The sequence below is a fragment of the Mycobacterium sp. WMMD1722 genome (assembly GCF_049315205.1).
Classification (GTDB): Bacteria; Actinomycetota; Actinomycetes; order Mycobacteriales; family Mycobacteriaceae; genus Mycobacterium.
Genome location: NZ_CP186056.1, coordinates 3,434,982 through 3,460,382 on the forward strand (window position 1 = coordinate 3,434,982; position 25,401 = coordinate 3,460,382).

27 protein-coding genes are annotated in these 25,401 nt (G+C 69.8%); 11 read left to right on the forward strand and 16 right to left on the reverse strand.

What is annotated here, in order from left to right; all coding sequences use genetic code 11:
* Nucleotides 1–41: 41 nt before the first annotated feature.
* Nucleotides 42–1,145 (forward strand): lysylphosphatidylglycerol synthase transmembrane domain-containing protein, encoded by a 1,104-nt coding sequence (locus ACN27E_RS16415; RefSeq protein ID WP_422743026.1) that lies wholly within the window; start codon nucleotides 42–44, stop codon nucleotides 1,143–1,145.
* Complete coding sequence (locus ACN27E_RS16420) at nucleotides 1,142–1,534, forward strand: DUF3054 domain-containing protein (protein ID WP_422743027.1); 393 nt, start codon at nucleotides 1,142–1,144, stop codon at nucleotides 1,532–1,534. The genes ACN27E_RS16415 and ACN27E_RS16420 overlap by 4 nt, the downstream gene beginning before the upstream one ends.
* Here the strand turns inward: ACN27E_RS16420 and ACN27E_RS16425 are convergent.
* From ACN27E_RS16425 to ACN27E_RS16440, 4 genes are all read right to left on the reverse strand, one after another.
* The gene (locus tag ACN27E_RS16425) at nucleotides 1,522–2,868 is read right to left on the reverse strand and encodes a sensor histidine kinase (RefSeq protein WP_422743029.1); all 1,347 of its coding nucleotides are present in this window, start codon (nucleotides 2,866–2,868) and stop codon (nucleotides 1,522–1,524) included. The genes ACN27E_RS16420 and ACN27E_RS16425 overlap by 13 nt on opposite strands.
* Before the next feature lie 4 nt (nucleotides 2,869–2,872).
* Entirely contained in the window at nucleotides 2,873–3,541 is a 669-nt protein-coding gene (locus tag ACN27E_RS16430; RefSeq protein ID WP_422743031.1) for a response regulator transcription factor, read from the reverse strand.
* A gap of 65 nt (nucleotides 3,542–3,606) precedes the next feature.
* Nucleotides 3,607–3,996: a heme-binding protein gene (locus tag ACN27E_RS16435; protein WP_422743033.1), complete on the reverse strand. Its 390-nt coding sequence runs from the start codon at nucleotides 3,994–3,996 to the stop codon at nucleotides 3,607–3,609.
* Nucleotides 3,997–4,102: 106 nt separating this feature from the next.
* A complete protein-coding gene (locus ACN27E_RS16440) occupies nucleotides 4,103–4,606 on the reverse strand; it encodes a hemophore (RefSeq protein WP_422743035.1) in 504 nt (167 codons plus the stop codon).
* 307 nt (nucleotides 4,607–4,913) lie between these two features.
* On the opposite strand from ACN27E_RS16440, the gene ACN27E_RS16445 reads away from it, so the two are divergent.
* From ACN27E_RS16445 to ACN27E_RS16455, 3 genes are read left to right on the forward strand one after another with little or no spacing between them, the layout of a single operon-like run.
* A complete protein-coding gene (locus ACN27E_RS16445) occupies nucleotides 4,914–7,871 on the forward strand; it encodes an MMPL family transporter (protein WP_422743037.1) in 2,958 nt (985 codons plus the stop codon).
* Between the two features lie 14 nt (nucleotides 7,872–7,885).
* Nucleotides 7,886–8,386: an XRE family transcriptional regulator gene (locus ACN27E_RS16450; RefSeq protein ID WP_422749924.1), complete on the forward strand. Its 501-nt coding sequence runs from the start codon at nucleotides 7,886–7,888 to the stop codon at nucleotides 8,384–8,386.
* 11 nt (nucleotides 8,387–8,397) lie between these two features.
* Entirely contained in the window at nucleotides 8,398–8,826 is a 429-nt protein-coding gene (locus ACN27E_RS16455) for a CoA-binding protein (RefSeq protein ID WP_422743039.1), read from the forward strand.
* A gap of 11 nt (nucleotides 8,827–8,837) precedes the next feature.
* Here ACN27E_RS16455 and ACN27E_RS16460 read toward each other — a convergent pair whose 3' ends face one another.
* Nucleotides 8,838–9,527, reverse strand: coding sequence for a hypothetical protein (locus ACN27E_RS16460; RefSeq protein ID WP_422743041.1), 690 nt, complete (start codon nucleotides 9,525–9,527; stop codon nucleotides 8,838–8,840).
* Entirely contained in the window at nucleotides 9,524–10,129 is a 606-nt protein-coding gene (locus tag ACN27E_RS16465; RefSeq protein ID WP_422743042.1) for a hypothetical protein, read from the reverse strand. Before ACN27E_RS16465 ends, ACN27E_RS16460 begins: the two co-directional genes overlap by 4 nt.
* A 40-nt stretch (nucleotides 10,130–10,169) precedes the next feature.
* Between ACN27E_RS16465 and ACN27E_RS16470 the strand changes: the two genes are divergently transcribed.
* Together ACN27E_RS16470 and ACN27E_RS16475 are read left to right on the forward strand one after the other, a co-directional pair.
* Nucleotides 10,170–12,155, forward strand: a complete 1,986-nt coding sequence (locus ACN27E_RS16470) for a M13 family metallopeptidase (protein WP_422743043.1) — start codon at nucleotides 10,170–10,172, stop codon at nucleotides 12,153–12,155.
* A 132-nt stretch (nucleotides 12,156–12,287) separates the two neighbouring features.
* A complete protein-coding gene (locus tag ACN27E_RS16475; RefSeq protein ID WP_422743045.1) occupies nucleotides 12,288–13,760 on the forward strand; it encodes a GntP family permease in 1,473 nt (490 codons plus the stop codon).
* Here the strand turns inward: ACN27E_RS16475 and ACN27E_RS16480 are convergent.
* Genes ACN27E_RS16480 through ACN27E_RS16505 form a run of 6 tightly spaced genes read right to left on the reverse strand, consistent with a single transcriptional unit; the run spans nucleotide 13,757 to nucleotide 18,865 of the window.
* On the reverse strand, nucleotides 13,757–14,176 hold the full coding sequence (locus ACN27E_RS16480; protein ID WP_422743046.1) for a hypothetical protein: 420 nt from the start codon (nucleotides 14,174–14,176) through the stop codon (nucleotides 13,757–13,759). The genes ACN27E_RS16475 and ACN27E_RS16480 overlap by 4 nt on opposite strands.
* Complete coding sequence (locus ACN27E_RS16485; RefSeq protein ID WP_422743047.1) at nucleotides 14,173–15,417, reverse strand: DUF58 domain-containing protein; 1,245 nt, start codon at nucleotides 15,415–15,417, stop codon at nucleotides 14,173–14,175. Before ACN27E_RS16485 ends, ACN27E_RS16480 begins: the two co-directional genes overlap by 4 nt.
* A complete protein-coding gene (locus ACN27E_RS16490; RefSeq protein ID WP_422743049.1) occupies nucleotides 15,410–16,387 on the reverse strand; it encodes an AAA family ATPase in 978 nt (325 codons plus the stop codon). Before ACN27E_RS16490 ends, ACN27E_RS16485 begins: the two co-directional genes overlap by 8 nt.
* Nucleotides 16,384–16,869: a hypothetical protein gene (locus ACN27E_RS16495; protein ID WP_422743050.1), complete on the reverse strand. Its 486-nt coding sequence runs from the start codon at nucleotides 16,867–16,869 to the stop codon at nucleotides 16,384–16,386. The genes ACN27E_RS16490 and ACN27E_RS16495 overlap by 4 nt, the downstream gene beginning before the upstream one ends.
* Nucleotides 16,866–17,837: a DUF4129 domain-containing protein gene (locus ACN27E_RS16500; protein ID WP_422743051.1), complete on the reverse strand. Its 972-nt coding sequence runs from the start codon at nucleotides 17,835–17,837 to the stop codon at nucleotides 16,866–16,868. Before ACN27E_RS16500 ends, ACN27E_RS16495 begins: the two co-directional genes overlap by 4 nt.
* Nucleotides 17,838–17,881: 44 nt before the next feature.
* Nucleotides 17,882–18,865 (reverse strand): L,D-transpeptidase, encoded by a 984-nt coding sequence (locus tag ACN27E_RS16505; protein WP_422743052.1) that lies wholly within the window; start codon nucleotides 18,863–18,865, stop codon nucleotides 17,882–17,884.
* Between the two features lie 152 nt (nucleotides 18,866–19,017).
* Between ACN27E_RS16505 and ACN27E_RS16510 the strand changes: the two genes are divergently transcribed.
* Complete coding sequence (locus ACN27E_RS16510) at nucleotides 19,018–19,317, forward strand: thiamine-binding protein (RefSeq protein WP_422743053.1); 300 nt, start codon at nucleotides 19,018–19,020, stop codon at nucleotides 19,315–19,317.
* Here ACN27E_RS16510 and ACN27E_RS16515 read toward each other — a convergent pair.
* Together ACN27E_RS16515 and ACN27E_RS16520 are read right to left on the reverse strand one after the other, a co-directional pair.
* A complete protein-coding gene (locus ACN27E_RS16515; RefSeq protein ID WP_422743054.1) occupies nucleotides 19,314–19,646 on the reverse strand; it encodes a metal-sensitive transcriptional regulator in 333 nt (110 codons plus the stop codon). The two genes, ACN27E_RS16510 and ACN27E_RS16515, sit on opposite strands and share 4 nt — an antisense overlap.
* Nucleotides 19,647–19,648: 2 nt before the next feature.
* Nucleotides 19,649–20,272, reverse strand: coding sequence for a DUF305 domain-containing protein (locus ACN27E_RS16520; RefSeq protein ID WP_422743055.1), 624 nt, complete (start codon nucleotides 20,270–20,272; stop codon nucleotides 19,649–19,651).
* Between the two features lie 78 nt (nucleotides 20,273–20,350).
* On the opposite strand from ACN27E_RS16520, the gene ilvD reads away from it, so the two are divergent.
* Nucleotides 20,351–22,051 (forward strand): dihydroxy-acid dehydratase, encoded by a 1,701-nt coding sequence (ilvD, locus tag ACN27E_RS16525; protein WP_422743056.1) that lies wholly within the window; start codon nucleotides 20,351–20,353, stop codon nucleotides 22,049–22,051.
* Here the strand turns inward: ilvD and ACN27E_RS16530 are convergent.
* Nucleotides 22,048–23,280: a DUF222 domain-containing protein gene (locus ACN27E_RS16530; protein WP_422743058.1), complete on the reverse strand. Its 1,233-nt coding sequence runs from the start codon at nucleotides 23,278–23,280 to the stop codon at nucleotides 22,048–22,050. The genes ilvD and ACN27E_RS16530 overlap by 4 nt on opposite strands.
* A gap of 87 nt (nucleotides 23,281–23,367) precedes the next feature.
* On the opposite strand from ACN27E_RS16530, the gene ACN27E_RS16535 reads away from it, so the two are divergent.
* Nucleotides 23,368–24,051, forward strand: coding sequence for a hypothetical protein (locus ACN27E_RS16535; RefSeq protein WP_422743059.1), 684 nt, complete (start codon nucleotides 23,368–23,370; stop codon nucleotides 24,049–24,051).
* A 6-nt stretch (nucleotides 24,052–24,057) separates the two neighbouring features.
* Here the strand turns inward: ACN27E_RS16535 and ACN27E_RS16540 are convergent, their stop codons facing one another.
* Nucleotides 24,058–24,735 carry a nitroreductase gene (locus ACN27E_RS16540; protein WP_422743060.1) on the reverse strand — a complete coding sequence of 226 codons (678 nt, stop codon included), beginning with the start codon at nucleotides 24,733–24,735 and terminating at the stop codon, nucleotides 24,058–24,060.
* Between the two features lie 90 nt (nucleotides 24,736–24,825).
* Here ACN27E_RS16540 and ACN27E_RS16545 point away from each other — a divergent pair, with 90 nt between their 5' ends.
* Entirely contained in the window at nucleotides 24,826–25,389 is a 564-nt protein-coding gene (locus tag ACN27E_RS16545; protein ID WP_422743062.1) for a TetR/AcrR family transcriptional regulator, read from the forward strand.
* The last annotated feature ends 12 nt before the right edge of the window (nucleotides 25,390–25,401 follow it).

The following is a 25,401-nucleotide window of genomic DNA, read 5'->3' on the forward strand; positions in this document are numbered from 1 at the left end:
GCGCTGGGGTCGGCGCCGGGGACCCCGTTACCCTGTAGCACGTGTCTCACGACGCGCCGGCGAGCGCCGCCCAGCCGCCGGGGGGGACCGACTCGGCGGGACCCGCCCGCGGGAAGTACTGGTGGGTCCGGTGGGCGGTCATCGCCGTCGCGGTCACCGTGCTCACCGTCGAGGTGGTCCTGGTGTGGGATCAGCTGGCCAAGGCCTGGGAGAGCCTGCTGTCGGCCAACTGGTGGTGGGTGCTCGCCGCGATCGTCGCCTCGCTGCTGTCGATGCACAGCTTCGCCCAGATCCAGCGCACGCTGCTGCGCTCGGCCGGTGTCGAGGTCAGGCAGTTGCGCTCCGAGGCCGCCTACTACGCCGGCAACGCGCTGAGCACCACCATGCCGGGCGGCCCGGTGCTGTCGGCGACCTTCCTCTACCGGCAGCAGCGGATGTGGGGGGCCACGCCGGTGATCGCGTCGTGGCAGCTGGTCATGTCCGGCGTACTGCAGGGGGTCGGCCTCGCGCTGCTCGGGCTCGGCGGCGCCTTCCTGCTCGGCGCCAGCAAGAACCCGCTGTCGCTGGTGTTCACCCTGGGCGGCTTCGCCGCGCTGCTGGTGCTCGGCCAGGCGGTGGCCACCCGCCCGGAGCTGATAGACGGCATCGGTGTGCGGCTGCTGTCGTGGTTCAACTCGCTGCGCGGTAAACCCGCCGACGCCGGCCTGGCCAAGTGGCGCGAACTGCTCGCTCAGCTGGAATCGGTGCAGCTGGGCCGGCGCGATCTCGGTATGGCGTTCAGCTGGTCGCTGTTCAACTGGATCACCGACGTGGCCTGCCTGGCCTTCGCCTGCTACGCCGCCGGCGGACACCCGTCGTTGGCCGGTCTGACCGTCGCCTACGCCGCGGCACGCGCGGTCGGCACCATTCCGCTGATGCCCGGTGGCCTGCTGGTGGTCGAGGCGGTGCTGGTGCCCGGGCTGGTGTCCAGCGGGATGACGCTGGCCGGCGCCATCTCGGCGATGCTCATCTACCGGTTGGTCAGCTGGATCTTCCTGGCCGCCATCGGATGGGTGGTGTTCTTCTTCGTTTTCCGCACCGAACGCGACCTCGATCCCGACCGTGACCGCGATACCGACATCGAATCCCCCGAGGAGCCGGCGTGACCCGTCGAACCGTCCCCGAGTCCCGGTTCACCGCCGCGGCACTGGTCGCCGACGTGGTCTGCGTCGTGGTGTTCTGCACGATCGGCCGACGCAGCCATGCCGAAGGGCTCACCCCGGCGGGTATCGCGGAGACCGCGTGGCCGTTCCTGGCCGGCACCGGGGTCGGCTGGCTGGTGGCCCGGGCCTGGCGGCAGCCGCTGTCCCCCGCCCCGACCGGCGTGCTGATCTGGGTGTGCACGGTGGCTGTCGGCATGCTGCTGCGCAAACTCAGCGGCCAGGGGGTGGCACTGAGTTTCGTGATCGTCGCGTCGCTGGTGACCGCGGTGCTGCTGCTGGGCTGGCGCGGCGTCCTGGGCGCGATCCGGCACCGCGGACTTCAGCGGAGCTGACCCTCGACCGACTGCCCGGCCGGAACCGCTGCCGTGGAGGCGGTCAGCGTGGCGCGCAGACCGCCGAGCGGTCCGTCGGACAACTCGATGTGACCGCCGTGCAGCTCGGCCTGCTGGGCGACCAGCGCGAGACCGAGGCCGGATCCCCCGGGCGCGGCGGTGCTGCCGCGCTGGAACCGCCCCAGCACGGTCTGGTGTTCCTCGGCCGGCAGACCGCGTCCGTTGTCGTCGACGACGATGGTCAGCACATCGTCGCTGCGATGGGCCTGCAGCACCACCCGGGTGGCCGCACCATGGGTCAGCGCGTTGCGCACCAGGTTGTCGACGGCCAGCCGCAGACCGCCCGGCCAGGCCCACACCGCCCCGATCTGCTCGTCGGCCTGCACCGTGATCTCGGCGCCCGAGCGGGTGTTCTCCCGCGCGACCCGATCCAGCAGGTCGGTGACGTCGGTGAGCTCGCGGTCCTCGACCTGCGCCAGCTGACCGGAGGCCAGCTGGCCCAGCGCGGTGATGATCGCCTCGACGCGGCGCTGCGCCCGCGACAGGTCGGCCACCACCTCGGCGCGTTCCTCCGGGGGCAGATCGTGGATGCGCAGCGTGTCGAGGTCGGCCCGCATCGCGGTCAGCGGGGTGCGCAGTTCGTGGGCGGCGTTGGCGGCGAAATCCTGGGCGGCCTGCAGCGAGTTGGTGGTCGCGTACCGGGCGGCTGCCAGTCGGCGCAGCATCGCCGACATCGCCTCGGACAGCTCCTCGGCCTCGCGCACCCCGCTGACCCCCGGCATCGAATCGCTGCCGTCGCCCAGCGCCGAGGTCTGCTCGGTCAGCTTGCGCAGCGGGCGGATCGCCGGGCCGGCCAGCAGCCAGCCCAGTCCGCCGGCCAGCAGCACGGTGACCACCCCGACCAACGCGTACTTCGGGATCCGCCCGGCGCTGAGCAGGATGCTGTCGACCCGGATGCCGATCGACATCAACACCCCGCCCTGCTGGTCGAGTGCCAGTGTGCGTACCCGGTATTCGTTGCCGTTGACCTCGACGGTCTCGGTGCCCGGCGGGAGGGCCGGCAACTGGAAGCCGCGCTGGAACACCACCTGTCCGGTGGAGCGGGACCGTCCGGTGGTCAGCACACCGCGGCGCGGATCACCCAGTTGCTCGGGGAACATGCTGGCATCGACGATCGAATCGAGCCGGCGATCGAGCTGGGCGGCGTCGTTGTTGGCCAGCACCAGCGAGGTGAGGATCGTGAACACGGCGACCACCGCCGCGGCCGCCGCCGCCGAGGCGACCGCGACGCGGGTGCGCAGCGAGGCAGAACGGATGAAGCGCGGGACCCACACGGTCTCAGGGCTCGTCCCGCAGCACGTATCCGATCCCGCGAACGGTGTGGATGACCCGCGGCAGACCGTCGCGCTCGAGTTTGCGCCGCAGATAGGAGATGAACACGTCGGCCACATTGGTGTCGACGTCGAAGTCGTATCCCCACACCAGCTCGAGCAGACGCTGCCGGGACAGCACCACGCCGTGGTTCTCGGCCAGCACCGCCAGCAGGTCGAACTCCCGTTTGGTCAGCTCCACCCGCTCGCCGTCGACGAACACCAGCCGGCGGGCGGTGTCGATGGTCAGCGCCCCGACCGTCATGGTGTCCGACGGTCGGTCGGCCGGGTTGGCCCGGCGCAGCAGCGCATGCAGGCGGGCCACCAGCTCGCCCAGATCGAACGGTTTGGTCAGATAGTCGTCCGCACCGGCCTCCAGACCGGCGATCCGGTCGTTGACGGTGTCGCGCGCCGACAGCACACAGATGGGGATGTCGTTGCCGAGCGCGCGCAGCGCCGTCACGACCGCCACACCGTCGAGTTCGGGCATCTGCACGTCGAGGACCAGCGCATCGTGGGCGTCGGCGGACAGCAGGCGCAGCGCTTCCTTGCCGTTCGCCGCCACCCGCACGTCGAAGCCCGAATGGCGCAGGCCCCGGGCCACGGATGTCCTGACGTCCGGGTCGTCGTCGACCATCAGCACCGTCCGGCTAGCGGTGTCGTGTCCCCCGTATTCGGTCGATGCCCCCGGTCCGCTCCGCACTAGTCGATGTCGTCAGGCGAGGGCGCCGTCCCGCAGCGGGCCTTGAGATCGGTCAGCGGCTGACGGATGCCGGTCAGCTCCGCCCGCACCTGGGGGTTGGCATTGAGGTAGTCCTCGACCTGCGGCTTGATCTGATCGCGCGGCTGCCCCTCCAGGCTGGTGAAGAAATCGTTGACCCACGGGTGGGTGAACAGATAGGCCGAGGTGGACGCGGACACGCCGGCGGCGACGCCGGCCAGATCGGCGGCGGTGCAGTTCGGCGGCGGCGGGGGCGGCGGCGCCGGCTGCGCGGCGGCGGTGGGAAGCGCCCCGAACAACATCGAACCGGCGGCCGCGCCGGCACCGAGTGCACCGGCGGCGGCACGTGCCATACGGGCGGGAAGCAACATGGACAAGCTCCTTCACATTCACCGTGAGAGGCGCAACCCGGCAGGTTTCGCCACCTCACAGCTAATCAGACATCCGCGGCGGTTTCTCGCCTTGTCGGGAAACCGCTCAGCGGTAGGGGCCGGGCAACGGCCCCGCACCATGCATGACCGCCGAGACCGGGGCCGGCGCCGACGCCGCGGGCGCGGGCTGACCGCCCGGCAGACCGGCGGTGGCGCCCGGCTGCTGGGCGGCCTGCAGCAGGCTGAGCACCTGCGGCATGGTGACCGGGAGGCGGCAGCGGCCGGACAGCGCCGTCAACGGTTGCTGCAGCTGCTGCAGATCCTTGGCGACCTGGGGGTTGGCGTCGAGATAGGCCTTGAGCGTCGCCAGCGACTGCGGGCCGCCCTGCTGCTGCGAGATCGCGGTCAGCGCGTCGTCGGTCTCCGGATTGGCCTCGAGATAGATGCCGGTGTTGTTGGCGACCGAGCCGATGGTCCTGGCCACGGTGCTGGCTGCACACGGATCCGGGGCGGCGCCCGCCGGCGCGGCGGTCAGCGCGGCGGCACCGGCAGCCAGGGCACCGCCGGTGCACACGGCGGCGAGGCTGCGGCGCAGCAGGGTGGTCTTCACGGCACTCCTTACGGTTCGCGAACGCCGCAGTGGGCGCGCGAACGCATGCGATGGTTCGTCGTACTGGTCCCCCGACGCATGAACGGCCCTGAACGGCCTCATGAACGGCCCAGGCCATCCTGCCATTCGAACCCCAGCGCGTCGATGCGGCGGTCGATCGGCGCTGATCACAGCAGGTGGAGCAGCGGTAACAGGTTGGCCGCGCCCGCGACGACGGCCGGGTAGCCTACCGGACCCTGCGGTACGCTTCCGCTGAGAAACGCCGGAGGGGCCGGGAGACCTGACAGGAGTCGTCATCCAGCAGTTCATGATGCGCCTGAGCAGCAACCTGCGCAGATTCCGCTGGGCGGTCTTCGGCGTCTGGGCGCTGCTCCTCCTGCCCTCGATCTATCTGGCCGTCAACCAGTCGGGCAATCTGACCGGTGGCGGTTTCGAGGTCGAGGGCTCGCAGTCGTTGCACGTCCAGTACGAGCTGGAGGACCACTTCCCCGACCAGGGCGCCTCGCCGCTGGCGCTGGTGGCCGCGCCGCGCGCCGACGCCTCCTACGACGATATGAACGCCGCGGTGGCCGACCTCGAGCGCATCGCCTCGGAGGTACCCAGCGTCACGATCACCCCCAATCCGCAGCAGCCGCCACCGCAGCCGGACCGCCCCTACGTCGTCACCCTGTCGCTGGACTTCAACAACACCGGCGCCACCGACATCGCCAAGGAACTCCGCACGAAGGTGGGGATCAACGGCGAAGAACCCGGGGAATTCCGCGACGGCAAGGTCAAGCTCTACGTCATCGGCCAGGGCGCGCTGGGTGCGGCCGCCTCCCAGGCCATCAAGACCGACATCGCCCAGGCCGAGCAGTGGAATCTGCCGATCGTGCTGATCGTGCTGCTGGCGGTGTTCGGCTCGCTGGCCGCCGCGGCGATGCCGCTGCTGCTGGGGGTGTGCACGGTCGCGGTCACCATGGGCGTGGTCTATCTGCTGTCGACGGTGACGACGATGTCGGTGTTCGTCGCGTCGACGGTGTCGATGTTCGGCATCGCGCTGGCCGTGGACTATTCGCTGTTCATCCTGATGCGGTTCCGCGAGGAGCTGCGGGCCGGGCGGGATCCGCAGCAGGCCGCCGACGCGGCGATGGCGACGTCCGGGCTGGCGGTGCTGCTGTCCGGGATGACGGTGATCGCGTCGGTCACCGGTATCTACCTGATCAACACCCCGGTGCTGACGTCGATGGCCACCGGCGCCATCCTCGCCGTGGCCGTCGCGGTCCTCACCTCCACGACGCTGACGCCTGCGGTGCTGGCCACATTCGGCCGCGCGGCGGCCAAGCGCTCGTCGTATCTGCACTGGTCGCGCCGACCCGACACCGCACAGTCCCGGTTCTGGACCCGCTGGACCGGGTGGGTGATGCGCCGGCCGTGGGTGTCGGCGGTGGGTGCCACGGCGGTGCTGCTGACGATCGCGGCGCCCGCGTTCACCATGGTGCTCGGCAACAGCATGCAGCGGCAGTTCGAGCCGACCCACGAGATCCGCGGCGGGGTCAACGCCGCGGCCGAGGCGCTCGGTCCGGGCGCGCTGGGGCCGGTCCGGGTGTTGGTCACCTTCCCCGACGGCGGCCCGAATTCGGGGGCCGCGTCGGCGGCCGGCAAGGAACCCACGCTGCAGGCCGTGCGCAACGAGATGATCAAGGCGCCCAACGTCATCAACGTCTCGGAGCCGGTGTTCGGCGAGGACTACCGCAGTGCCCTGCTGTCGGCGGTGCTGTCGGTCGACCCCGAGGACATGGGGGCCCGCGAGACCGTGGATTGGATGCGGGCCAACCTGCCGCCGACCGCGGGGCCCAACGTATCGGTCGACGTGGGCGGACCCACCGCACTGATCAAGGATTTCGACGACCGGGTCGCGGTGACCCAACCGCTGGTGTTCGGATTCGTCGCCCTGATCGCGTTCCTGATGCTGCTGGTGTCGATCCGCTCGGTTTTCCTCGCGCTCAAGGGCGTGCTGATGACCGTGCTGTCGGTGGCCGCGGCGTACGGCAGCCTGGTCGCGGTGTTCCAGTGGGGCTGGCTGGAACCGCTGGGCTTCGAACCGCTGCCGTCGTTGGACAGCACCATCCCGCCGCTGGTGCTGGCCATGACGTTCGGCCTGTCGATGGATTACGAGATCTTCCTGCTGACCCGCATCCGGGAGCGGTTCCTGCAGACCAACAACACCCGCGACGCGGTGGCCTACGGAGTGAGTACCAGCGCCCGCACGATCACCAGCGCCGCGCTGATCATGATCGCGGTGTTCATCGGCTTCGCCTTCGCCGGGATGCCGTTGGTGGCCCAGCTCGGTGTCGCATGCGCGGTGGCGATCGCCGTCGACGCGACCATCGTGCGGCTGGTGCTGGTGCCGGCGCTGATGGCCATGTTCGACCAGTGGAACTGGTGGCTGCCCCGCTGGCTGGACCGCATCCTGCCGTCGGTCGATTTCGAGAAGCCGCTGCCGAAGGTGCAGATCGACGACCTGGTCATCATCCCCGATGACATCTCCGCGCTCGGCCCGTCCGGCGCCGACCTGCGCGGCATGGTCAAGTCCGCCGCCCGGATGAAGAACCTCGCACCCAAGACCATCACGGTGGCCGACCCGCTGGCGTTCAGCGGATGTCAGCCGATCAAACAGTGCTTCGTGGCCCGCAACGGCGGCGATCAGACCGTACGGCTGCGCACCGCCAGCGGTTACCGGCGGATCGGCCGCAACGGCATCAGCGGCCGCGAGGGCGGGTCCACCGTGCGCACCACCCTGCCGGTGCATCCGGTGACGATGTGGCGCGGCCGGCTGTCGGTGGCGCTCGACGCGCTCGAGACGCAGGCCGAGCGGGAACATCCGCCGGTCGAGCGACGCGGACCCGTCGAGACCACGAACGTCCAGCTGCCGACGGGTGACCGGTTACAGGTGCCGACCGGCGCGGAGACGCTGCGCATGAAGGGGTACCTGATCATGTGCCGCAACAGCACCCGCGACTACGCCGAGTTCGCCGATCTGGTCGAGGCGATGGAAATTCACACCGCGGCAGTCGTTCTGTCCGGTATGGACCGGTACTACTGTGGTCAGCACCTGATGAGAAAGCAGTGGGTGGCCACCCAGCTGGTCCGCCGCCTGGCCGATCCGCAGCCGTCCGATGAATACGACATCCTGACCTCGGACCCCGACGCGGAGGCCCGTTGGGCGACGGTCCGGCAGCGCTGTCTGGCGGTGGCCGTGGCGATGCTGGAGGAGGCGAGGTGACCGGCGAGGTGACGATGACCAGCGATGTGTCCTCCGCGCCGACGCGTCCGGTGCCCGCCGCGGTGCGGCCGGTGACCATCGACGACCGGCCGGTGGAGTTCTGGTCCACCGCGGCGATCCGGACGGCCCTGGAGGCCGACGACCTGACGGTGTGGCAGCGCATCGTCACCGCGATCAAACGCGACCCCTACGGCCGCACGGCCCGCCAGGTGGAGGAGGTCCTGGACAAGGCCGGGCCCTACGGCGTGTCCACGGCGCTCAGCGAGGTGCTGGTGCGCGCCCGCGCCCATCTCGAGGCCGCCGAGCGCGCCGAGGTGGGCCGCCACGTCCAGGTGCTGCTCGACCGTTCGGGCCTCGGCGCGCCGGAGTTCGCGTCGCGCATCGGCGTGCCGGAGGACGAGTTCGCCGAGTATCTCGACGGTCAGACCAGCCCGCCGGCGTCGCTGATGCTGCGGATGCGGCGGCTGTCGGACCGGTTCGCGAAGATGCGCGCGCAGCGTTCCGGCCGCGGCTGAATGCGGGTGCCATGACGCAGCCACCCCAGTGGACCGAACCCGACGCCGACGAGCTGCGGCGGATCCTGCGCGACACCCGCACCGTCGCCGTCGTCGGGGCGTCGGCGAACCCGATGCGACCCAGCTACGGCGTGTGGGAGTACCTCCGCGAGGCCAGCCACTACGAGCTGTACCTGGTGAACCCGACCGTCGACGAGATCGACGGGCACCGGGTCTACCCGTCGCTGGCCGACCTTCCGGTGACCCCGGACATGGTCGACGTGTTCCGGCGTAGCAGTGAACTGCCCGGCATGCTCCGCGAGGCGATCGACGTCGGCGCCAAGACGCTGTGGCTGCAGCAGGGTCTGTGGGATGAGCAGGTCGCCGCGGCCGGCGTCGCGGCCGGTCTGCAGGTCGTGATGGACCGGTGCCTGAAGGTCGACTACGCCCGCCTGCGCTGAGGGATCCCGACTCAGCGGGAGTGCAGCGGTGTGACGTCGTCGACCAGCCAGCGCCCGTCGATCTTGGACAGCGTCACCCGCAGCGCGAGCACCGCGTTGTCGACCGGCTGCCCCGGCACACTCTGGGTGCCGCGCAGCACGACGGCCACACTGGCCGCCTCGGGGCCGAGCGCCTCCACCCCGGCCGACACCGTACTGGCCTGAGCCGAGACGTTCTTACTCGTCAGATCCTTGGCCACCGCGGCGAACTCGTTCTTGAACGACTCGGCGCGCTCGGGAACCATCTGCGCGGCGGCACGGTCGATCGAGGCGGTCGGGCTCTGCGGGGTGAACGTCGCGGTGGCCTCGGACACGCTGCTGGCGATCCGCACCACCTCGGCGCTGTCGGTGGTGAAGGCGCGGTCGGGCACCGTCCAGCGCAGATAGCCGACGAGCACCGCCGCGATCAGTGCGGCGGTCGCGACCCCGGCCACGGCCAGCCGCAGCCCCGGACCGTCGTCGTCGGTGCCGACGGTGACACCGTCGCGGCGGGCCAACACCAGGTCGACGAGCACGCCCTGCACGATCAGCAGGCACAGCACCGAACAGACCGACACCCACCACAGCGGCCAGGCCAAGGCGAGCCCGATGTAGACCAGCGCGGCGATCGCCGCCACCGGAGCCAGGACGTCGAAAGCGAGGAACCGCAGCAGATTCCTCACCGGATCGACTCCAGCTTGGAGATCATCAGCTTGCCGTCCACATCGGATACGCCCAACCGCAGGTTCCAGCGCACCGTCTGCGGTTTGTCCGCGCCGGCGTTCTCGCTGACCGACGTCGCGACGACGAGCACGGTGTCGGTGCGGGAGGCGAAGGCCGACAGCTGGGGGTCCGGGACAGGGGGCAGCGCGGGGCCGCCGTCGGGCCCGTTCTGCGGATGGTGCAGCGCCTCGATCGACACCGAGTCGATCTGACCGGCGGTGCGGGTCTGCAGCTTCTCGACGAGCTGGCGGTAGGGCTGGATCGCGGAGTCGAAGTCGGCGTTGAGGTCGCCGATGGTGTTCTCGTGCAGGCGCGCCAGGCTCGCCCCGACGGTGTCCTTGTTCATGTTGATCAGCACCGACGTCCAATCCGCCGCCGCCTGCAGCACGCGGGTCTGGTGGGTGCGTTCGGCGTCCTCGTCCCGGTGGCCGTTCCAGATGATCAGCGACAGCACGACGGCCGCGACGGCGAGCACCCCCAGGGCGGCCGAAGCCACCCCGAAACCGCTGAACACCCGGTCACCGGTGCGGTCGGCCTGCTCGTCGGCGAGCTCGTCGGACATGGCCGTGAGGCTACCGGCCGCACTCTGGCAGAGTGTTGGGGTGACGGTTGAAGCAATTAAGTCCGGTATCGATCTCAGCTACGTCGACCCGGATTCGCGCCCCCAGGACGATCTGTTCGGACACGTCAACGGCCGCTGGCTCACCGACTACGAGATGCCGGCCGACCGCGCCACCGACGGCGCGTTCCGGTCGCTCTATGACCGGGCCGAGGAGCAGATCCGCGATCTGATCACCGAGTGTGCGGAGCAGGGCGCGCCCGACGGCACCGACGAGCAGCGCATCGGCGACCTGTACGCCAGCTTCATGGATGAGGACACCGTGGCCCGCGTCGGCATGGCGCCCCTGCTCGACGAGCTGGAGATGGTCGACGGCGCCGACAGCCCCGAGGCGCTCGCCGCGGTGCTGGGCGCGCTGCAGCGCACCGGGGTCGGCGGCGGCACCGCCGCCTACGTCGACACCGACTCCAAGGACTCCACCCGCTACCTGGTGCACCTGAGCCAGTCGGGGATCGGGCTGCCCGACGAGTCGTACTTCCGCGACGAGCAGCACGCCGAGATCCTGACCGCCTACCCGCAGCACATCGCCGCGATGTTCGCCCTGGTCTACGGCGGCCAGGACACTGCGCATGCCGACACGGCCGAGCGCATCGTCGCGCTGGAACGCCGGCTGGCCGGCGCGCACTGGGACGTGGTGAAGCGCCGCGACGCCGATCTGACCTACAACCTGGTGCGGTTCGCCGAGCTGCCCACCCAGGCGCCGGGATTCGACTGGGCGGGCTGGATCGCCGCGCTGGGCGCCACCGAGGACAAGGTCGCCGAACTGGTGGTGCGCCAGCCCGACTACCTGACGGCTTTCGCCGCGGCTTGGGCCGCCGAACCGCTGGAGGACTGGAAGGCATGGGTGCGCTGGCGGCTGATCAAGGCGCGCGCGTTCCTGCTGACCGACGAGCTCGTCGCCCAGGATTTCGCGTTCTACGGCAAGCTGCTGTCGGGCACCGAGCAGATCCGGGACCGCTGGAAGCGCGGCGTCGGCGTGGTGGAGAACCTGATGGGCGATGCGTTGGGCAAGCTCTACGTGCAGCGCCATTTCCCGCCCAACGCCAAGGCGCGGATGGACGAGTTGGTCGCCAATCTGCGCGAGGCCTACCGCGTGAGCATCAATGCGCTGGAGTGGATGACGCCGGAGACCCGCGAGAAGGCGCTGACCAAACTCGACAAGTTCACCCCGAAGATCGGCTATCCAGCGCGGTGGAAGGACTATTCGGAGCTGGTCATCGAGCGCGACGATCTGTACGGCAACTACCGGCGCGGCTACCAGCTGGAGTCCGACCGGGAACTGGCCAAGCTGGGCGGGCCGGTCGACCGTGACGAATGGTTCATGACGCCGCAGACCGTCAACGCCTACTACAACCCCGGGATGAACGAGATCGTCTTCCCGGCTGCGATTCTGCAGCCGCCGTTCTTCGACGCCGACGCCGACGATGCGGCCAACTACGGGGGCATCGGCGCGGTGATCGGACACGAGATCGGCCACGGCTTCGACGATCAGGGCGCCAAGTACGACGGTGACGGCAATCTGGTGGACTGGTGGACCGATGCCGACCGCGGCGAATTCGGTGCCCGGACCAAGGCACTCATCGACCAGTACGAGCAGTACACCCCGCGGGAACTGGACAACGGGCAGCACGTGAACGGCGCCTTCACCGTCGGTGAGAACATCGGTGACCTCGGTGGGCTGTCGATCGCCCTGCTGGCTTACGAACTCTCTCTCAGAGGTGAGCCGGCCCCGGTGATCGACGGACTCACCGGCGTGCAGCGGGTCTACTTCGGCTGGGCGCAGGTGTGGCGGACGAAATCGCGGACGGCCGAGGCGGTCCGGCGCCTCGCCACCGATCCGCACTCGCCGCCGGAGTTCCGCTGCAACGGCGTGATCCGCAACATCGACTCGTTCTACGAGGCATTCGATGTCAGCGAAGCCGACGAGTTGTATCTGGAACCTGAACGACGCGTCCGAATCTGGAACTGATCCGACGCCGTAAGGGCGTTTCGATCTCGGTGCGGTGGGGAACCTGCCAGCAGGCGGCCAGCTGATCTTGAGATGCGCTGACCGATACCCAACGTCGGGAGAAGATCCTGGCGCCGACGGTTCGGAGGCCTCATGGAAGCGATCGAACCAGCATATGGCGCAACGACTCTGCTGCTGATCGCCGCAGTCGCCGTTGCCGTGCTGCTGTTCCTGATCATCAAGGTGAAGCTGCACGCCTTCGTGGCGCTGATCCTGGTGAGCGTGCTGACCGCGCTGGCCGCCGGGATCCCGGTCACCGATGTGCCGGACGCATTGGCGTTCGGCTTCGCCGACACCATCGGGGCGGTCGCGCTGCTGGTCGGATTCGGCGTGATGCTCGGCCGCCTGCTCGAGATCACCGGCGGCGCCCAGGTGCTCGCCGACACGCTGATCGGCCGATTCGGCGAGAAGCGGGCCCCGCTGGCGTTGGGCATCGCCGCGCTCCTGTTCGGCTTCCCGATCTTCTTCGACGCCGGCCTGGTGGTGTTGCTGCCCATCATCCTCACCGTCGCCAGGCGGTTCGGCGGTTCACTGCTGCTGTATGCACTGCCCGCCGCGGGCGGCTTCTCGATCATGCATGCCCTGGTGCCACCCCACCCGGGGCCGGTCGCGGCCGCCGGCTCACTGGACGCCAACATCGGTCTGAGCCTGTTGGTCGCCGCACCGGTTGCCATCTTGTCCTGGTACATCGGTTCCTACCTGGTCTCGAAGTTCATCGGCCGGCGGGTGTTCGTCGACATCCCCGACGCGCTGTTCGGTGAGGTGAACGGTGGCCGGGATGCGGGTGAAACCGGCCCTGACACCGATAAACCTGACACCGAGAACACCGACGGGGGCGGCGCCGCCCCGGGGCAGGCGTCGACCCGGACGGCCACCCGGACGGCGCCGTCGTTCGGGTCCGTGCTGGGCCTGCTGCTGCTGCCCTTCGTCCTGATCTCCTTCGACACCGTGCTGAGCACCCTGATGGCCGCCGGCGTGATCGAGGAGGGTGCCACCTGGGCGGAATACCTGATGCTGCTCGGCAACACCACCGTCGCGCTGCTGATCACGGTCCTGGTGGCCATCCGGGTGCTGGGCCTGCGTGCCAACTCCATGGGCGAAGTCCGCACCCTGCTCGACAAGGCGCTGGGCCCGATCTGTTCGATCATCCTCATCACCGGCGCCGGCGGCATGTTCGGTGGCGTGCTGGAACTCAGCGGTATCGGCGATGCCCTCAGCAATTCCCTGTCGAACCTGGGGTTGTCGCTGATCCTGCAGGCGTTCCTGATTTCGACCCTGTTGCGAGTCGCCCAGGGATCGGCGACCGTCGCGATCACCACGACGGCGGGTCTGCTCAGCGCAGCGGTCGGGGCCGCGAACCTCGGCGATTTCCACGTGAGCCTGCTGGTGATCGCCATCGCCGCCGGATCGATCATGCTGTCCCACGTCAACGATTCCGGTTTCTGGCTGGTCAGCCGGTTCTTCGGGATGGACGTGAAGACCACCCTGAAGACCTGGACGGTGATGGAGACGACGCTGGGTCTGGCCGCCTTCGTGATCGCGCTGGTGTTGTGGGTGGTGTTCTAGCCGCTTCGCAGATACGGCCGCAGCGCGACGAAGTAGCCGCCGAACAGCGCCAGCGGTGCGGCCAGAGGTAGCCACGGCAGGTGCAGCGGTAGTGCCGCCACCACGGTGGCCACCGCCGCGAATCCGGCCGCAGCCAGCATGCTCGGCGGGGTGACCGTCGAATCGCCGTGGCGCAACAGCAGATAGCCCACCGCGGCGAAGCCGGCCAGCGCGGTGAACAGGGGCGCCGGATCGGAGACCGCGACGGTGGCCACCGCGCCCAGCACCGCAACGGTTGCGGCTGGGCGGAACCGCGCGCCGGCCAGCACGGCCACCGTGGACGCCGCCACCAGTACCAGGGCGGGACCGTCGGCGCGCACGGCCGATGCGGCGACGGCGAGCAGTCCGCAGGCGGTCGGCAACAGGGTGCGGATCATCGCCGCGCCTGCGTCCGACGCCTGCGGTCGGGCAGCACCGCCATCGCCTGGTCGAGCGTGGCGTCCGATGGCCAGGCCACCACGTCCACCCCGACGGTGCCCATGTCGCGGTACATGAACGACCGCTGCAGCGCCCACATCCGGTCGACGAGTCGGTCGCGCTCTCCCACCAGGGGGCTGCCCTGCAGGACGTCGACCGCGACGACGGTGTGCCCGCGCCGGCGCAGGTCGATCAGTGCCAGCGCGAACTCGGTTTCCAGCATCGTCGAGAAGGCGACCACGATCGCACCCGGCGGTACCGCGGCCCGCGGCGCGAGAGTTCCTGTGCTGGCGTCGAATTCGTCCGACACGTCGAGCAGCGTGTCGAGGATGCGGTAGAACTGCCGCTGCCCGATCTCGGCGCCGAGCCAACGCGTCCGCCGGCTGCCCAGGGTGACGATGCCGGCGCGGTCGCCGTAGCGCAGCGCGCTCTGCACCACCTGCACGGCGCCACGCGCGATGCGTTCGGTGGCCTCGGTCGCCGGTCCGGGCGGCTGGGCGTAGGTGTCGGCGAGGACCACCACGTCGGCGGACCGGTCGGTGAGCCGCCGGGTCACGTGCAGGCTGCGTCGCCGGGCGCTGACCGGCCAGTTGACGGTGCGCAGTTGATCGCCGGGGACGTACGGGCGGATGTCGGCGTACTCGACGCCGGGGCCGTGGTGCCGGGTGAGGTGGGTGCCCAGCCGGTCGAGCAGTTCGGTCCGCGCGAGGGCCGTCGGCTGCGGTGGCGCGAGTGGGAACACCGCCACGTGGGTGGCGTCGACGCTGCCGGTGCCGGTGAGCAGTCCGCCGCGGCCGGGCACGCTCACGCGGGCCCGGATCGGGTAGCGCCCCCACCGCTGGGCCACGGCGGTGACCGTCGGCCCGGTTCCGGTGTCCAACTCGAGCCCCGGCACGGATTCGAGGCGCACGGTGACCTCCGAACCGTCGTCGGCCTGCGCCCAGATCGTGTGCTCGACGGTCTCGGATTCGAAACAGCGCGCCAGCCGCGATGCGCTGTGCACCCGCACCGTGGGTGCGCCGCGCTGCCACCCCAGCGAACACAGCACGCCCAGCAGCGGGGCGGCGAAGGCCACCAGATCCCACCGCCCGACGATCAGTGCCACCGCCAGCGCCATCCCCGCGCAGGTCGCGATGGCTTTTGTCAATGCCGATGCCTGCCACTGCAATTCGACATCGACGGCGCGGGCCTCCTCATTCACCGGTGGCACCGGCGCGCGGGACGGGGAGGCGCCGCAGCAGCTCGTCGACGACGTCGGCGCCCTGCACGCGGCGCACCCACATCTCCGGCCGCAGGCTGATCCGGTGGGCCAGCACCGGCACGGCGAGCGCTTTGACGTCCTCGGGGACGACGTAGTCACGGCCGGCCAGCAGTGCCCGGGCCCGGGCGAGCTGCACCAGGTCGAGTTCGGCGCGGGGGCTGGCCCCGACCGCAACCTGCGGGTGCTGGCGTGACGCCGTGGCCAGCGCGACGACATAGCCGAGCACGTCGTCGTGCACGGTGACCTGCTCCACCGACTCCTGCATGGCCGCCAGCTGCTGCGCATCGACGATCTGGCGCACCACCGGTTCGGCCGATCCGCGCTCGAGCCGCCGGCGCAGCATGGACACCTCCTCGGGCTGCGACAGATATCGCAGCTCCAGGCGGATCGCGAACCGGTCGAGCTGCGCCTCGGGCAGCGGATAGGTGCCCTCGTATTCGATCGGGTTGTCGGTGGCCAGCACCAGGAACGGAGCCGGCAGCCGGTGTGTGGCGCCGTCGATGCTGACCTGTCCCTCGGCCATCGCCTCCAACAGCGCGGCCTGGGTCTTGGGCGGGGTGCGGTTGATCTCGTCGGCGAGCAGCAGATGGGTGAAGATCGGGCCCTGGCGGAACTGGAACCGTCCCGACTGCATGTCGTAGATCGTCGACCCGAGCAGGTCGGCGGGCAGCAGGTCCGGGGTGAACTGGACGCGGGTGAACTGCAGACCCAACGCGGCGGCGAACGACCGCGCGATCAGGGTCTTACCCAGGCCGGGCAGATCCTCGATCAGGACGTGTCCGCGCGCCAGCACCGTCGTCAGGATCAGCGACAGCGCGCGCCGCTTGCCCACCACCGCGGTCCCGATCTCGTCGAGCACCGCCTCGCACAACGCGGTGGTCTTCGTCAGGGGCGTCGGGGGCAGGCTCATACCCGCTCCAATCGCTGCAGGATCTCGTCGAGCGCGGACCGGCCCGGGCCCGGTTCGACCGCACCGGTGCGCGATACGTTCTCCGGATCCACCCACTGCCACAGTTGCGGCCCGAACAGCATCCGGCCGGTGGCCTCGAACGCCTTGGCGTTGCGGGCTTTTCGCTGGCCGGTGGCGAGCTCGAACTGACGGGCCAGCATGGGGCGCAACCGGCGGTCCCAGTCCGAGCGGGTCGACTCCGACCACGAGATCATCGTCTCGGTCTTGGCGGCCCAGCGCTGCAGCGCCGCGGCCCGTTCGTCGGACTCCGTGGCCGGGCGTCCGGGCGTCCGGGCCGCCCGCAGCGACCAGCGGACCGCGATCAGACCGCCGACCAGCGCGACACCCGAGACGACCAGGACGTCGTCGCGGTCGAGGCGAGCGACGGCGTAGAGCTCGGCCAGAACCAGCAGTGTGACCGCGGCCGCGATCGGCCGGGTCACCCGACGGCCTCGGCGCTCTGCAGCTGGCCGAGGACCAGCCGGAGCACCCGCTCGGCGGCGTCGCGGTGCACCTCGGCCATCAGATGCGGGCTGAACCGCGCCTCCTCGAACAGGTCGACGAGTTCGGTGGCGCTGTCGGCGCGCAGCAGTCCTCGCTGCACCGCGCGCGCCAGCACCTCCGACGGGGTGTCGGAGTCCAGCGGGACGGCGCCGGGCGCCTTGGCCAGTTCCCGCTCCATGACCGCGTAACACGCGATGATCGCCGCGCGTGGTTCGCGCCGGCGATCGCCGATCTCGGCCAGCCCACGTTCGGCGGCGCGGGCCAGCGTCTGTGATCCCGTCGGTGCGGCCGGCCTCGCGCCAGGGTGGGAGTCGAGCGGCGCTGCGGGCGGACGCCGGCGGCGGCCCAGCGTCGTCGCGACGGCCGACAGCACCATGAGCACGGCGGCGGCCACAGACAGGTATCCGAAGACGCCGACTCCGCCGGTCCCGGCCTCCGGTGGGTCCGGCTCGGCGGTCGCCGGCGCCCCGGCCGGTGTCGGCACGTCGCGCGGCGGGCTGGCCGGTTCAGGCAGCTCCAGCCAGCCGCGCACTCGCATCAGGAACACCACGATGGCCAGCCAGCCGGCCGTGACGGCGAGCAGGATCAGCAGTGTGCGCCGGCTCCAGCCGGTGCCTCGCCCCGGCCGGCCGGCCGGGATCTCACCGGCTGGGCCCGGTCGGACACCGGGGTGGCGGGCCTGCCGGAGGATCGCCGTGGCGATGATCGCCAGGGCGAGCACCACCATCACGATGACGGGCAGCAGCGATGCGGTGCCCTCGGATTCGGGGTCGCGGGCGGGCGGTGCGGCGCCCGGCAGGTAGCCGCGCAGCGCGGCCGCGGCCAGCACCACCAGCACGATCACCGCGACCGTGCGTGCCGTCGCCTTGTCGTCGCCACCGGACACCGAGTTCACCCCGGTGCCCATCCTGGCACGCGGCCGGATCAGGCTGCTGCCGAACGAGGATCAGGTCAGAACATCTGCCAGTCCGACGCGCCGTCGGGCTGGTCGTAGAGGCCGACGGAGTTCTTCACCACGACGGCGTCGCCGCTGCCGAAGTTGTCGTAGAACCACTGTGCGTTGGCGGGGCTGAGGTTGATGCAGCCGTGGCTGACGTTCTCCTCGCCCTGGGAACCGACCGACCAGGGAGCGCTGTGCACGAACGCCCCGCTGTTGTCGATGCGCACGGCGTCCTGCACCTTGAGCTTGTAGCCCTCGGCCGAATCGACCGGCACGCCGTAGGTGGACGAATCCATCACGATGTCGGCGAATTTCTCCAGCACGTAGTACGTGCCGTTCTTGGTCTCGTGGTCGGTCTTGCCCATCGACACCGGGAAGGTCTTCTCCAGCTTGCCGTTGCGATGGATCTGCATCTGGAGGGTGTCGTTGTCCACGGTCGCGACGAGTTGCTCGGGGACGGTGAAGCTGGACTTGGTGCCGGAGGCGTCGATGTTGACGACGGTCCCGGTCGGCCAGAAGTCCTGCGGCCGCCAGCGCACCTGGGTGTCGCTGGTCCAGTAGAACCGGCCGGGAACCGGCGGGTTCGAAGAGATGTGGATGGCCTGCTCGGCGAGTTCGCGGTTGGCGATCGGGCGCTGGAAGTTGATGTAGATCGGTTTGGCAGCACCGGCGATGGAGCCGTTGACCGGGTTGAACGTCGGCGGAGCGAACACCGGTTCACCGACGTAGGGCGTCGGGTTCTGTCCGGCCGGAGTGCCCTCGGGGATGGGCAGTGGCGTCGCGTTCACGGCGGCCGGGGCGAAGGGATTCGCCAGCGCCGGCGGGAAGCCGAACGGGCTGGCCGGCGGTGGCGGCGGCGCGAAGGGGTCGACGGGCACCGGCGGTGGCGGCGGCAGGGGCTGGGCGAGCGCCGAGGGGGCGCCGATCACCGTTCCAGCCGTCAGAGCGGCCGCGAACGTGGCGACGGCCAGGGTGCGCGCTGTCCGCTTCGGCATGCGTTACCTCCAGTCAAAGATCAGATTCCAGTGTCGCACAGCGCGGTGTCTCGACCGCTGCCGTCGCGCTGACCTGCTCTGATGATCCCCGCGACGCAGCGTGCCGTTACTTCTGCGAGGTCAGAGTGCGTGCCGTGTGCCAGGCTGGGGCTGTGATCGTGGCGTTCAGCATCAGCCCCTCCGGGGGCGACGAGACCGGCGGTGTGAGCGCCGCGGTGGCCGAAGCGGTCCGGGTGGTCCGGGCATCGGGTTTGCCCAACGAGACCAACGCGATGTTCACCAACATCGAGGGTGAGTGGGACGAGGTCATGACGGTGGTCAAACAGGCCGTCGACGCGGTCGCGGCGTCCTCGCCCCGGGTGAGCCTGGTACTCAAAGCCGACATCCGGCCCGGTCACACCGGCCAGCTCACCGCCAAGGTGGAGCGGCTGGAACGCGAACTCGGCGCCTAGGAGCGAACCAGCCGGGCGATTGCCGCCGAGGCTTCGGCGAGTTTGGTATCGGCCTGCTCACCGCCCTCGGCGACCGCCTGGGTGACGCAGTGACCGAGGTGCTCGTCGAGCAGGCCGAGCGCCACCGATTGCAGGGCGCTGTTGACCGCACTGATCTGGGTGAGGATGTCGATGCAGTATTTGTCCTCGTCGATCATCTTGGCGATGCCGCGGACCTGGCCCTCGATCCGGCGCAGCCGCTTGGCGTAGTTCTCCTTCTGCGGTGAGTATCCGTGCGTCGCGGGGGTTTCGGGGCCTGCACCGGGCGCCGGCCCGTTCTCGGGGGTCATGGTCAACCCTCCAGCATCTGTTTCATCTGGGCGATCTCCGCCTCCTGGGTCGACACGATGTGCTCGGCGAGCGTCTTGGCCTCGGCGTTCTGACCGCCTGCGATCTCCGCGTTGGCCATCTCGACCGCGCCCTGGTGGTGGCTGATCATCGACTGCAGCCACAGTGTGTCGAATTCCGCCCCGCGCAGCGACTCGAGACGCTGCATCGTCGCGGCGTCGACCATGCCGGTCATCGACATGTCGTGTCCGCTGTGGTCCATCGCAGCGTCGGGATTCTGCCCCCAGCTGCGCAGCATCTCCGACATCTGGCCGATCTCCGGCCCCTGAGCGGCGGCGATGGCGCCGGCCAGTTGCAGCAGTGCGGGGTCGGTGGAGTTGGCGCGGGCCAGGTCGACGAGCTCCAACGCCTGCTTGTGGTGCGGCAGCATGTTCTGGGCGAAGGTGATGTCCTCGGCGTTGTGCGGGCCGTGCTCCGCCGAGTCCTCCCCCGGGGCGTGGGTGTGGTCGGTGTGGCCGTCGGAGGCGGAGCCGCCCGCCTGCTCCGTGGACGGGGTGCAGGCGGACAGCAGCAGGGCCGCGGCGAACGCGACGAGCAGGGTGGCGAAGCGCGTGACGGTGGAGGTCATGACAGCAGCGTACCGAATACCCCCTCGGGGTATTGATAACGGTTTGGCCGGGCGAAATGGCAGGAGCATAATCCAGTGATGCCCTCAGAGAGCCCTGATATCAAGCCCCGGAGCCGCGACGTCACCGACGGCCTGGAGAAGACCGCGGCGCGGGGCATGCTCCGCGCGGTCGGCATGGGTGACGACGACTGGGTCAAACCGCAGATCGGGGTCGGTTCGTCGTGGAACGAGATCACCCCGTGCAACATGTCGCTGCAGCGACTGGCGCAGGCCGTCAAGGGTGGGGTGCACTCCGCCGGCGGCTTCCCGCTGGAGTTCGGCACCATCTCGGTGTCCGACGGCATCTCGATGGGTCACGAGGGCATGCACTTCTCGCTCGTCTCGCGGGAGGTGATCGCCGACAGCGTCGAGACCGTCGTGCAGGCCGAGCGCCTCGACGGCACCGTGCTGCTCGCCGGCTGCGACAAGTCGATCCCCGGCATGTTGATGGCCGCCGCCCGGCTGAACCTGGCCAGCGTCTTCTTCTACAACGGTTCGATCATGCCCGGGGTCGCCAAGCTCACCGATGGCAGCGAGAAGGAGGTCACGATCATCGACGCCTTCGAGGCGGTCGGTGCGTGTGCCCGCGGCCTGATGTCGCGCGAGGACGTTGACATCATCGAGCGTGCCATCTGCCCGGGTGAAGGCGCGTGCGGCGGCATGTACACCGCCAACACCATGGCCTCGGCCGCCGAGGCGCTGGGAATGTCGCTGCCCGGCAGCGCATCCCCGCTGGCGGTCGACAAGCGGCGCGAGGAGTACGCCCGCCGGTCGGGGGAGGCCGTGGTCGAGATGCTGCGCCGCGGGATCACCGCCCGCGACATCCTCACCAGAGAGGCGTTCGAGAACGCGATCGCCGTGGTGATGGCGTTCGGCGGATCCACCAATGCGGTGCTGCATCTGCTGGCCATCGCCTGGGAGGCCAACGTCAAACTCGGCCTCGAGGACTTCACCCGCATCGGAAACCGGGTGCCGCATCTGGCCGACGTGAAGCCGTTCGGCCGGCACGTGATGAAGCACGTCGACGAGATCGGCGGCGTGCCGGTGGTGATGAAGGCTCTACTGGACGCCGGCCTGCTGCACGGGGACTGCTTGACGGTGACCGGGCAGACGATGGCCGAGAACCTCGCCCACATCGAGCCGCCGGATCCGGACGGCAAGGTGCTGCGCGCGATGAACAATCCGATCCACCCGACCGGCGGGATCACGATCCTGCACGGGTCGCTGGCCCCCGAGGGGGCCGTGGTGAAGTCGGCCGGTTTCGACTCCGATGTCTTCGAGGGCACCGCAAGGGTTTTCGAGCGGGAGCGGGCGGCACTGGACGCCCTGGAGGACGGCACCATCACCCACGGCGACGTCGTGGTCATCCGCTATGAGGGCCCCAAGGGCGGACCGGGTATGCGCGAGATGCTGGCGATCACCGGCGCCATCAAGGGCGCCGGTCTCGGCAAGGACGTCCTGCTGATGACCGACGGGCGGTTTTCCGGTGGGACGACGGGTCTGTGCGTCGGCCACATCGCCCCCGAGGCGGTCGACGGCGGGCCGATCGCGTTCATCCGCGACGGTGACCGGATCCGCCTCGACGTCGCGAACGGAACGCTCGACGTGCTGGTCGACAAGGACGAGTTCGATTCCCGCAAGGCCGGTTTCGAGCCGCTGCCGCCGCGATACACCAGCGGCGTGCTGGCGAAGTACACGAAGCTGGTCGGCTCGGCGGCTGTCGGAGCCGTCTGCAGCTAGGTCAGCTGGTTCGTGACCGGTGGTGGTCTCGGCTGGAAGGGCTGGTACCACCACCAGTCGGCGCGTTCGCCGGTCGGACCCCGGTACGGGGCGACCGCGGGTGGGGCGTTGGTGGGTGGCCGAGCCAACGATCCACCCGGTAGCGGCCGGCCCTGGTCATCGGTGACTCTCAGGCGGTCGGCGGGACCGGTGAGGGTGATGCCCCCGGCGTGGCGCAGCCGGTGGTGATACGGGCACAGCAGCACCAGATTGTCCAGTTCGGTGGGGCCGCCGTCTTCCCAGTGCCGCAGATGATGGGCATGCAGACCCCGGGTGGCCCCGCAGCCGGGCATCACGCAACACCGGTCGCGATGCTCCAGCGCCCGGCGTAACCGGCGGCTGATCTGACGGGTGGACAGCCCAGCCCCGATCACCTTCCCGTCACGGTGAAACCACGCCTCAAAGGTGGCGTCGCACAACAGGAACCGGCGCTCAGCCTCACTCAGCAGCGGCCCGAGATGCAGGGCCCCGACGCGCTGCTCGACGTCGAGGTGCATGACCACCGTGGTGCGGTGGCCGTGCGGGCGGCGCACCGCCTCGGCGTCCCAGCCGGCCTCCACCAGGGCGGTGAACGCATCCAGCGTGGTCGGGAACGGGCGCGCCTGCTCGGGATCGTGGTCGGCGATCAGCGCGTCGCGGTGGGACTGCAGCGCCGCCTCGAACGCCGCAGCCCCCAGCCTGTCGAGCCGGATCTTCCAGGTGGTGTAGTCGCCGTCGTCGTGTGTGGTGATCGACGCTTGGGGCGCGGGTGTCGGTGGGGGTTCGGGTCGGGGTTCGAGTTTCACCGCGGTGCGCAGCTGGGTGACGGTGGCGTGTTCGGCGAGCTGAATGTAGTGGTCATCGGATCCTTCGGCGGCGTTCTCGGCGATCACCCCCACCTGATCCAACGACAACCGGCCCTCCCGCAGACCCGCCACACAGCGCGGAAACTGCTCCGCCCGCCGCGCGACCGCCACCACCGTTTCCGCATTACGCGGCGACACCCCGGTCTTCCACGCCATCAACGCCGCCACCGACCGCGCCCCGGTCATCCCCGCCAACCCGCCACCCTCGATCTCCGCGGCGATCTCCACGATCCGCCCATCGATGGCATTGCGCTGACCACACAACTGCGCCAACTCCCCGAACAACACCTCCAACCGATCTTTCGGACGCATCCGATCAACCAAAGACACTGCCGCCGAGGACATATCACCAGCACAGCACACGGGTCCGACAAGAATCGGCTGCGTTGAAGCGCGCTCGACACGTACAGTCTCCGGCATGGGGGAACTGTGATGCGGAAGAGGTTCACGGCCGCCGTGGCGGTGCTCGCCGCCCTGCTCACCAGCCAGGCGCCGGCGGCGCACGCCTTCGGCGAGTATCCGGTGGCCAGCCCGGGTGCCTACCTGGTGAGCACGATCCTCGCCGGCAATGGCCAGCCGTTCCAGTGCACGTCCGGTTTCCTCGTCCGCACTCCGGGCGGCGGGCCGGGAATGCTCACCGCGGGGCACTGCCGCCGCGACCCGGTCAATGACACGGTGCTGCAGCGCACACCGATGGGTGACCGCGTGATCGGGCGCTATGTGCGCTCCGAGGTGCTGCCGGGCGTGCACGATCTCGGTCTGGTCGACCTCGCCGACAGTTCGGTGCCCGTCGTGAGCGACGTCGACGCGATGCGGGTGTCGCGGGTGATGACGGCCGAGGACGTCCGACGCGAACAACCGCAGCTGTGCAAATCGGGGGCGCGCACCGGGCTGTCCTGCGGCCCGGTCACCGCTGTCACCGACACCGAGGTGTCGTTTCGCGCCTGGGACGACCTCGGGGATTCGGGTGCGCCGGTCTACGCGCGGCAGCCCGACGGCACCGTCGCCGCGGTGGGGATCCTCTACGCGCACAGCGACGATCCTTTCGGCCGCATCGTGCACGCCTCGCTGGTGGCGCCGGTGATGGGGCCGTGGGGTCTCACGAACTGGAGCTGAAGCGCCTCAGCGGCGAAACCGGGTCGTCTCCGAGAGCTCGGCCCTGGGCACCCGCACGGTGTTGACGCGCGCCGATTCGTCGGCGTAGCCGAAGGATATGCCCAACAACAGTTTCCGCCCCTCCACCCCGAGTTCGGAGCGCACGGTGTCGGCGTAGAAGGTGAGCAGGGCCTGGGGGCACGACGCGATGCCGTGGGATGTCATCGCCAGCAGCAACGTCTGGGCGTAGATACCGATGTCCGCGGCGATGCGCGCCTCGGTCTCGACGGGCGCGAACAGCATCGCGACGTGCGGCGCACCATAGAACCGCAGGCTCTTGGTGTTGTATCCGTCGAGCAGATCGGTGTCGTCGCGGGCGATACCCAGTGCGCCGTAGAGGTGCACCCCGAATTGGGCCCGCCGGGTGGCCAGTTCACCCCGGAACAGACCTTCCCGGTACGGGAAGTCGACCGATTGGTGACCGGCGGCGTGGGCGGCGACGAGGGCGTCGGCGAGGCGATCGCGCGCTGCACCGCTGACCACTTCGACCTGCCAGGGCTGGGTGTTCGAGTTCGACGGCGCATGGTTGGCCAGCGCGAAGACCGCGCGAATCGTGTCTTCCGGCACTTCGTCGGGGAGGAACGCGCGGGTTGCGCGACGACCCCTGATCACCCGGTCGATCGACTCGCTCAGCGCCGTGGTCATTTCTCAACTCCTTCAAGTACACGGATACGTTTACTTTGCCGAGGATAGCGGGGACTGACCTCGATGTAAACGCAATCGTATACTTGGGTGATGGACTCAGCCCGCAGCCGCGGCGGCCGGGAGCGCATCCTCGCCGCCGCCACCACCTTGTTCGAGGCCCGGGGCATCACCGCGACCACCATGGAGCAGATCGCCGCAGCGGCGCCGGTGTCCAAACGCACGCTCTACCTACATTTTCCGGCGAAAGAGGATCTGGTCGTCGCTTACCTGCGGCACCTCTCCGACGCGGGACTGACGATGGAGGGCATGCTCGAACGGGGAGACCTGCCGGTCCGCGACCGGGTCATGGCGCTGTTCCGAGTGCATCGATTCGACGGGCCAGTGCGCGGATGCCCATTCACCGCGGCCGCCACGGAGTTCCCCGATCCCCTGAGCCCGCCCCACGCCTATACGCGAGAGCGCAAGCGGCAGTTCACCTCTCGGATCGCCGAGCTTCTTGCAGAGCTGGGCGCCAAGGATCCCGACGGACTCGCCGAGCAACTGGCCATCCTGGCCGACGGCGTTGCCGGACGGGCCATGGTTTTCGACGATCCGGACCGCGGCGCCTACGCCCGGGCGGCAGCCGAGACGCTGCTGGATGCCGCGCTGCGGTAAGTGGAGCGACCC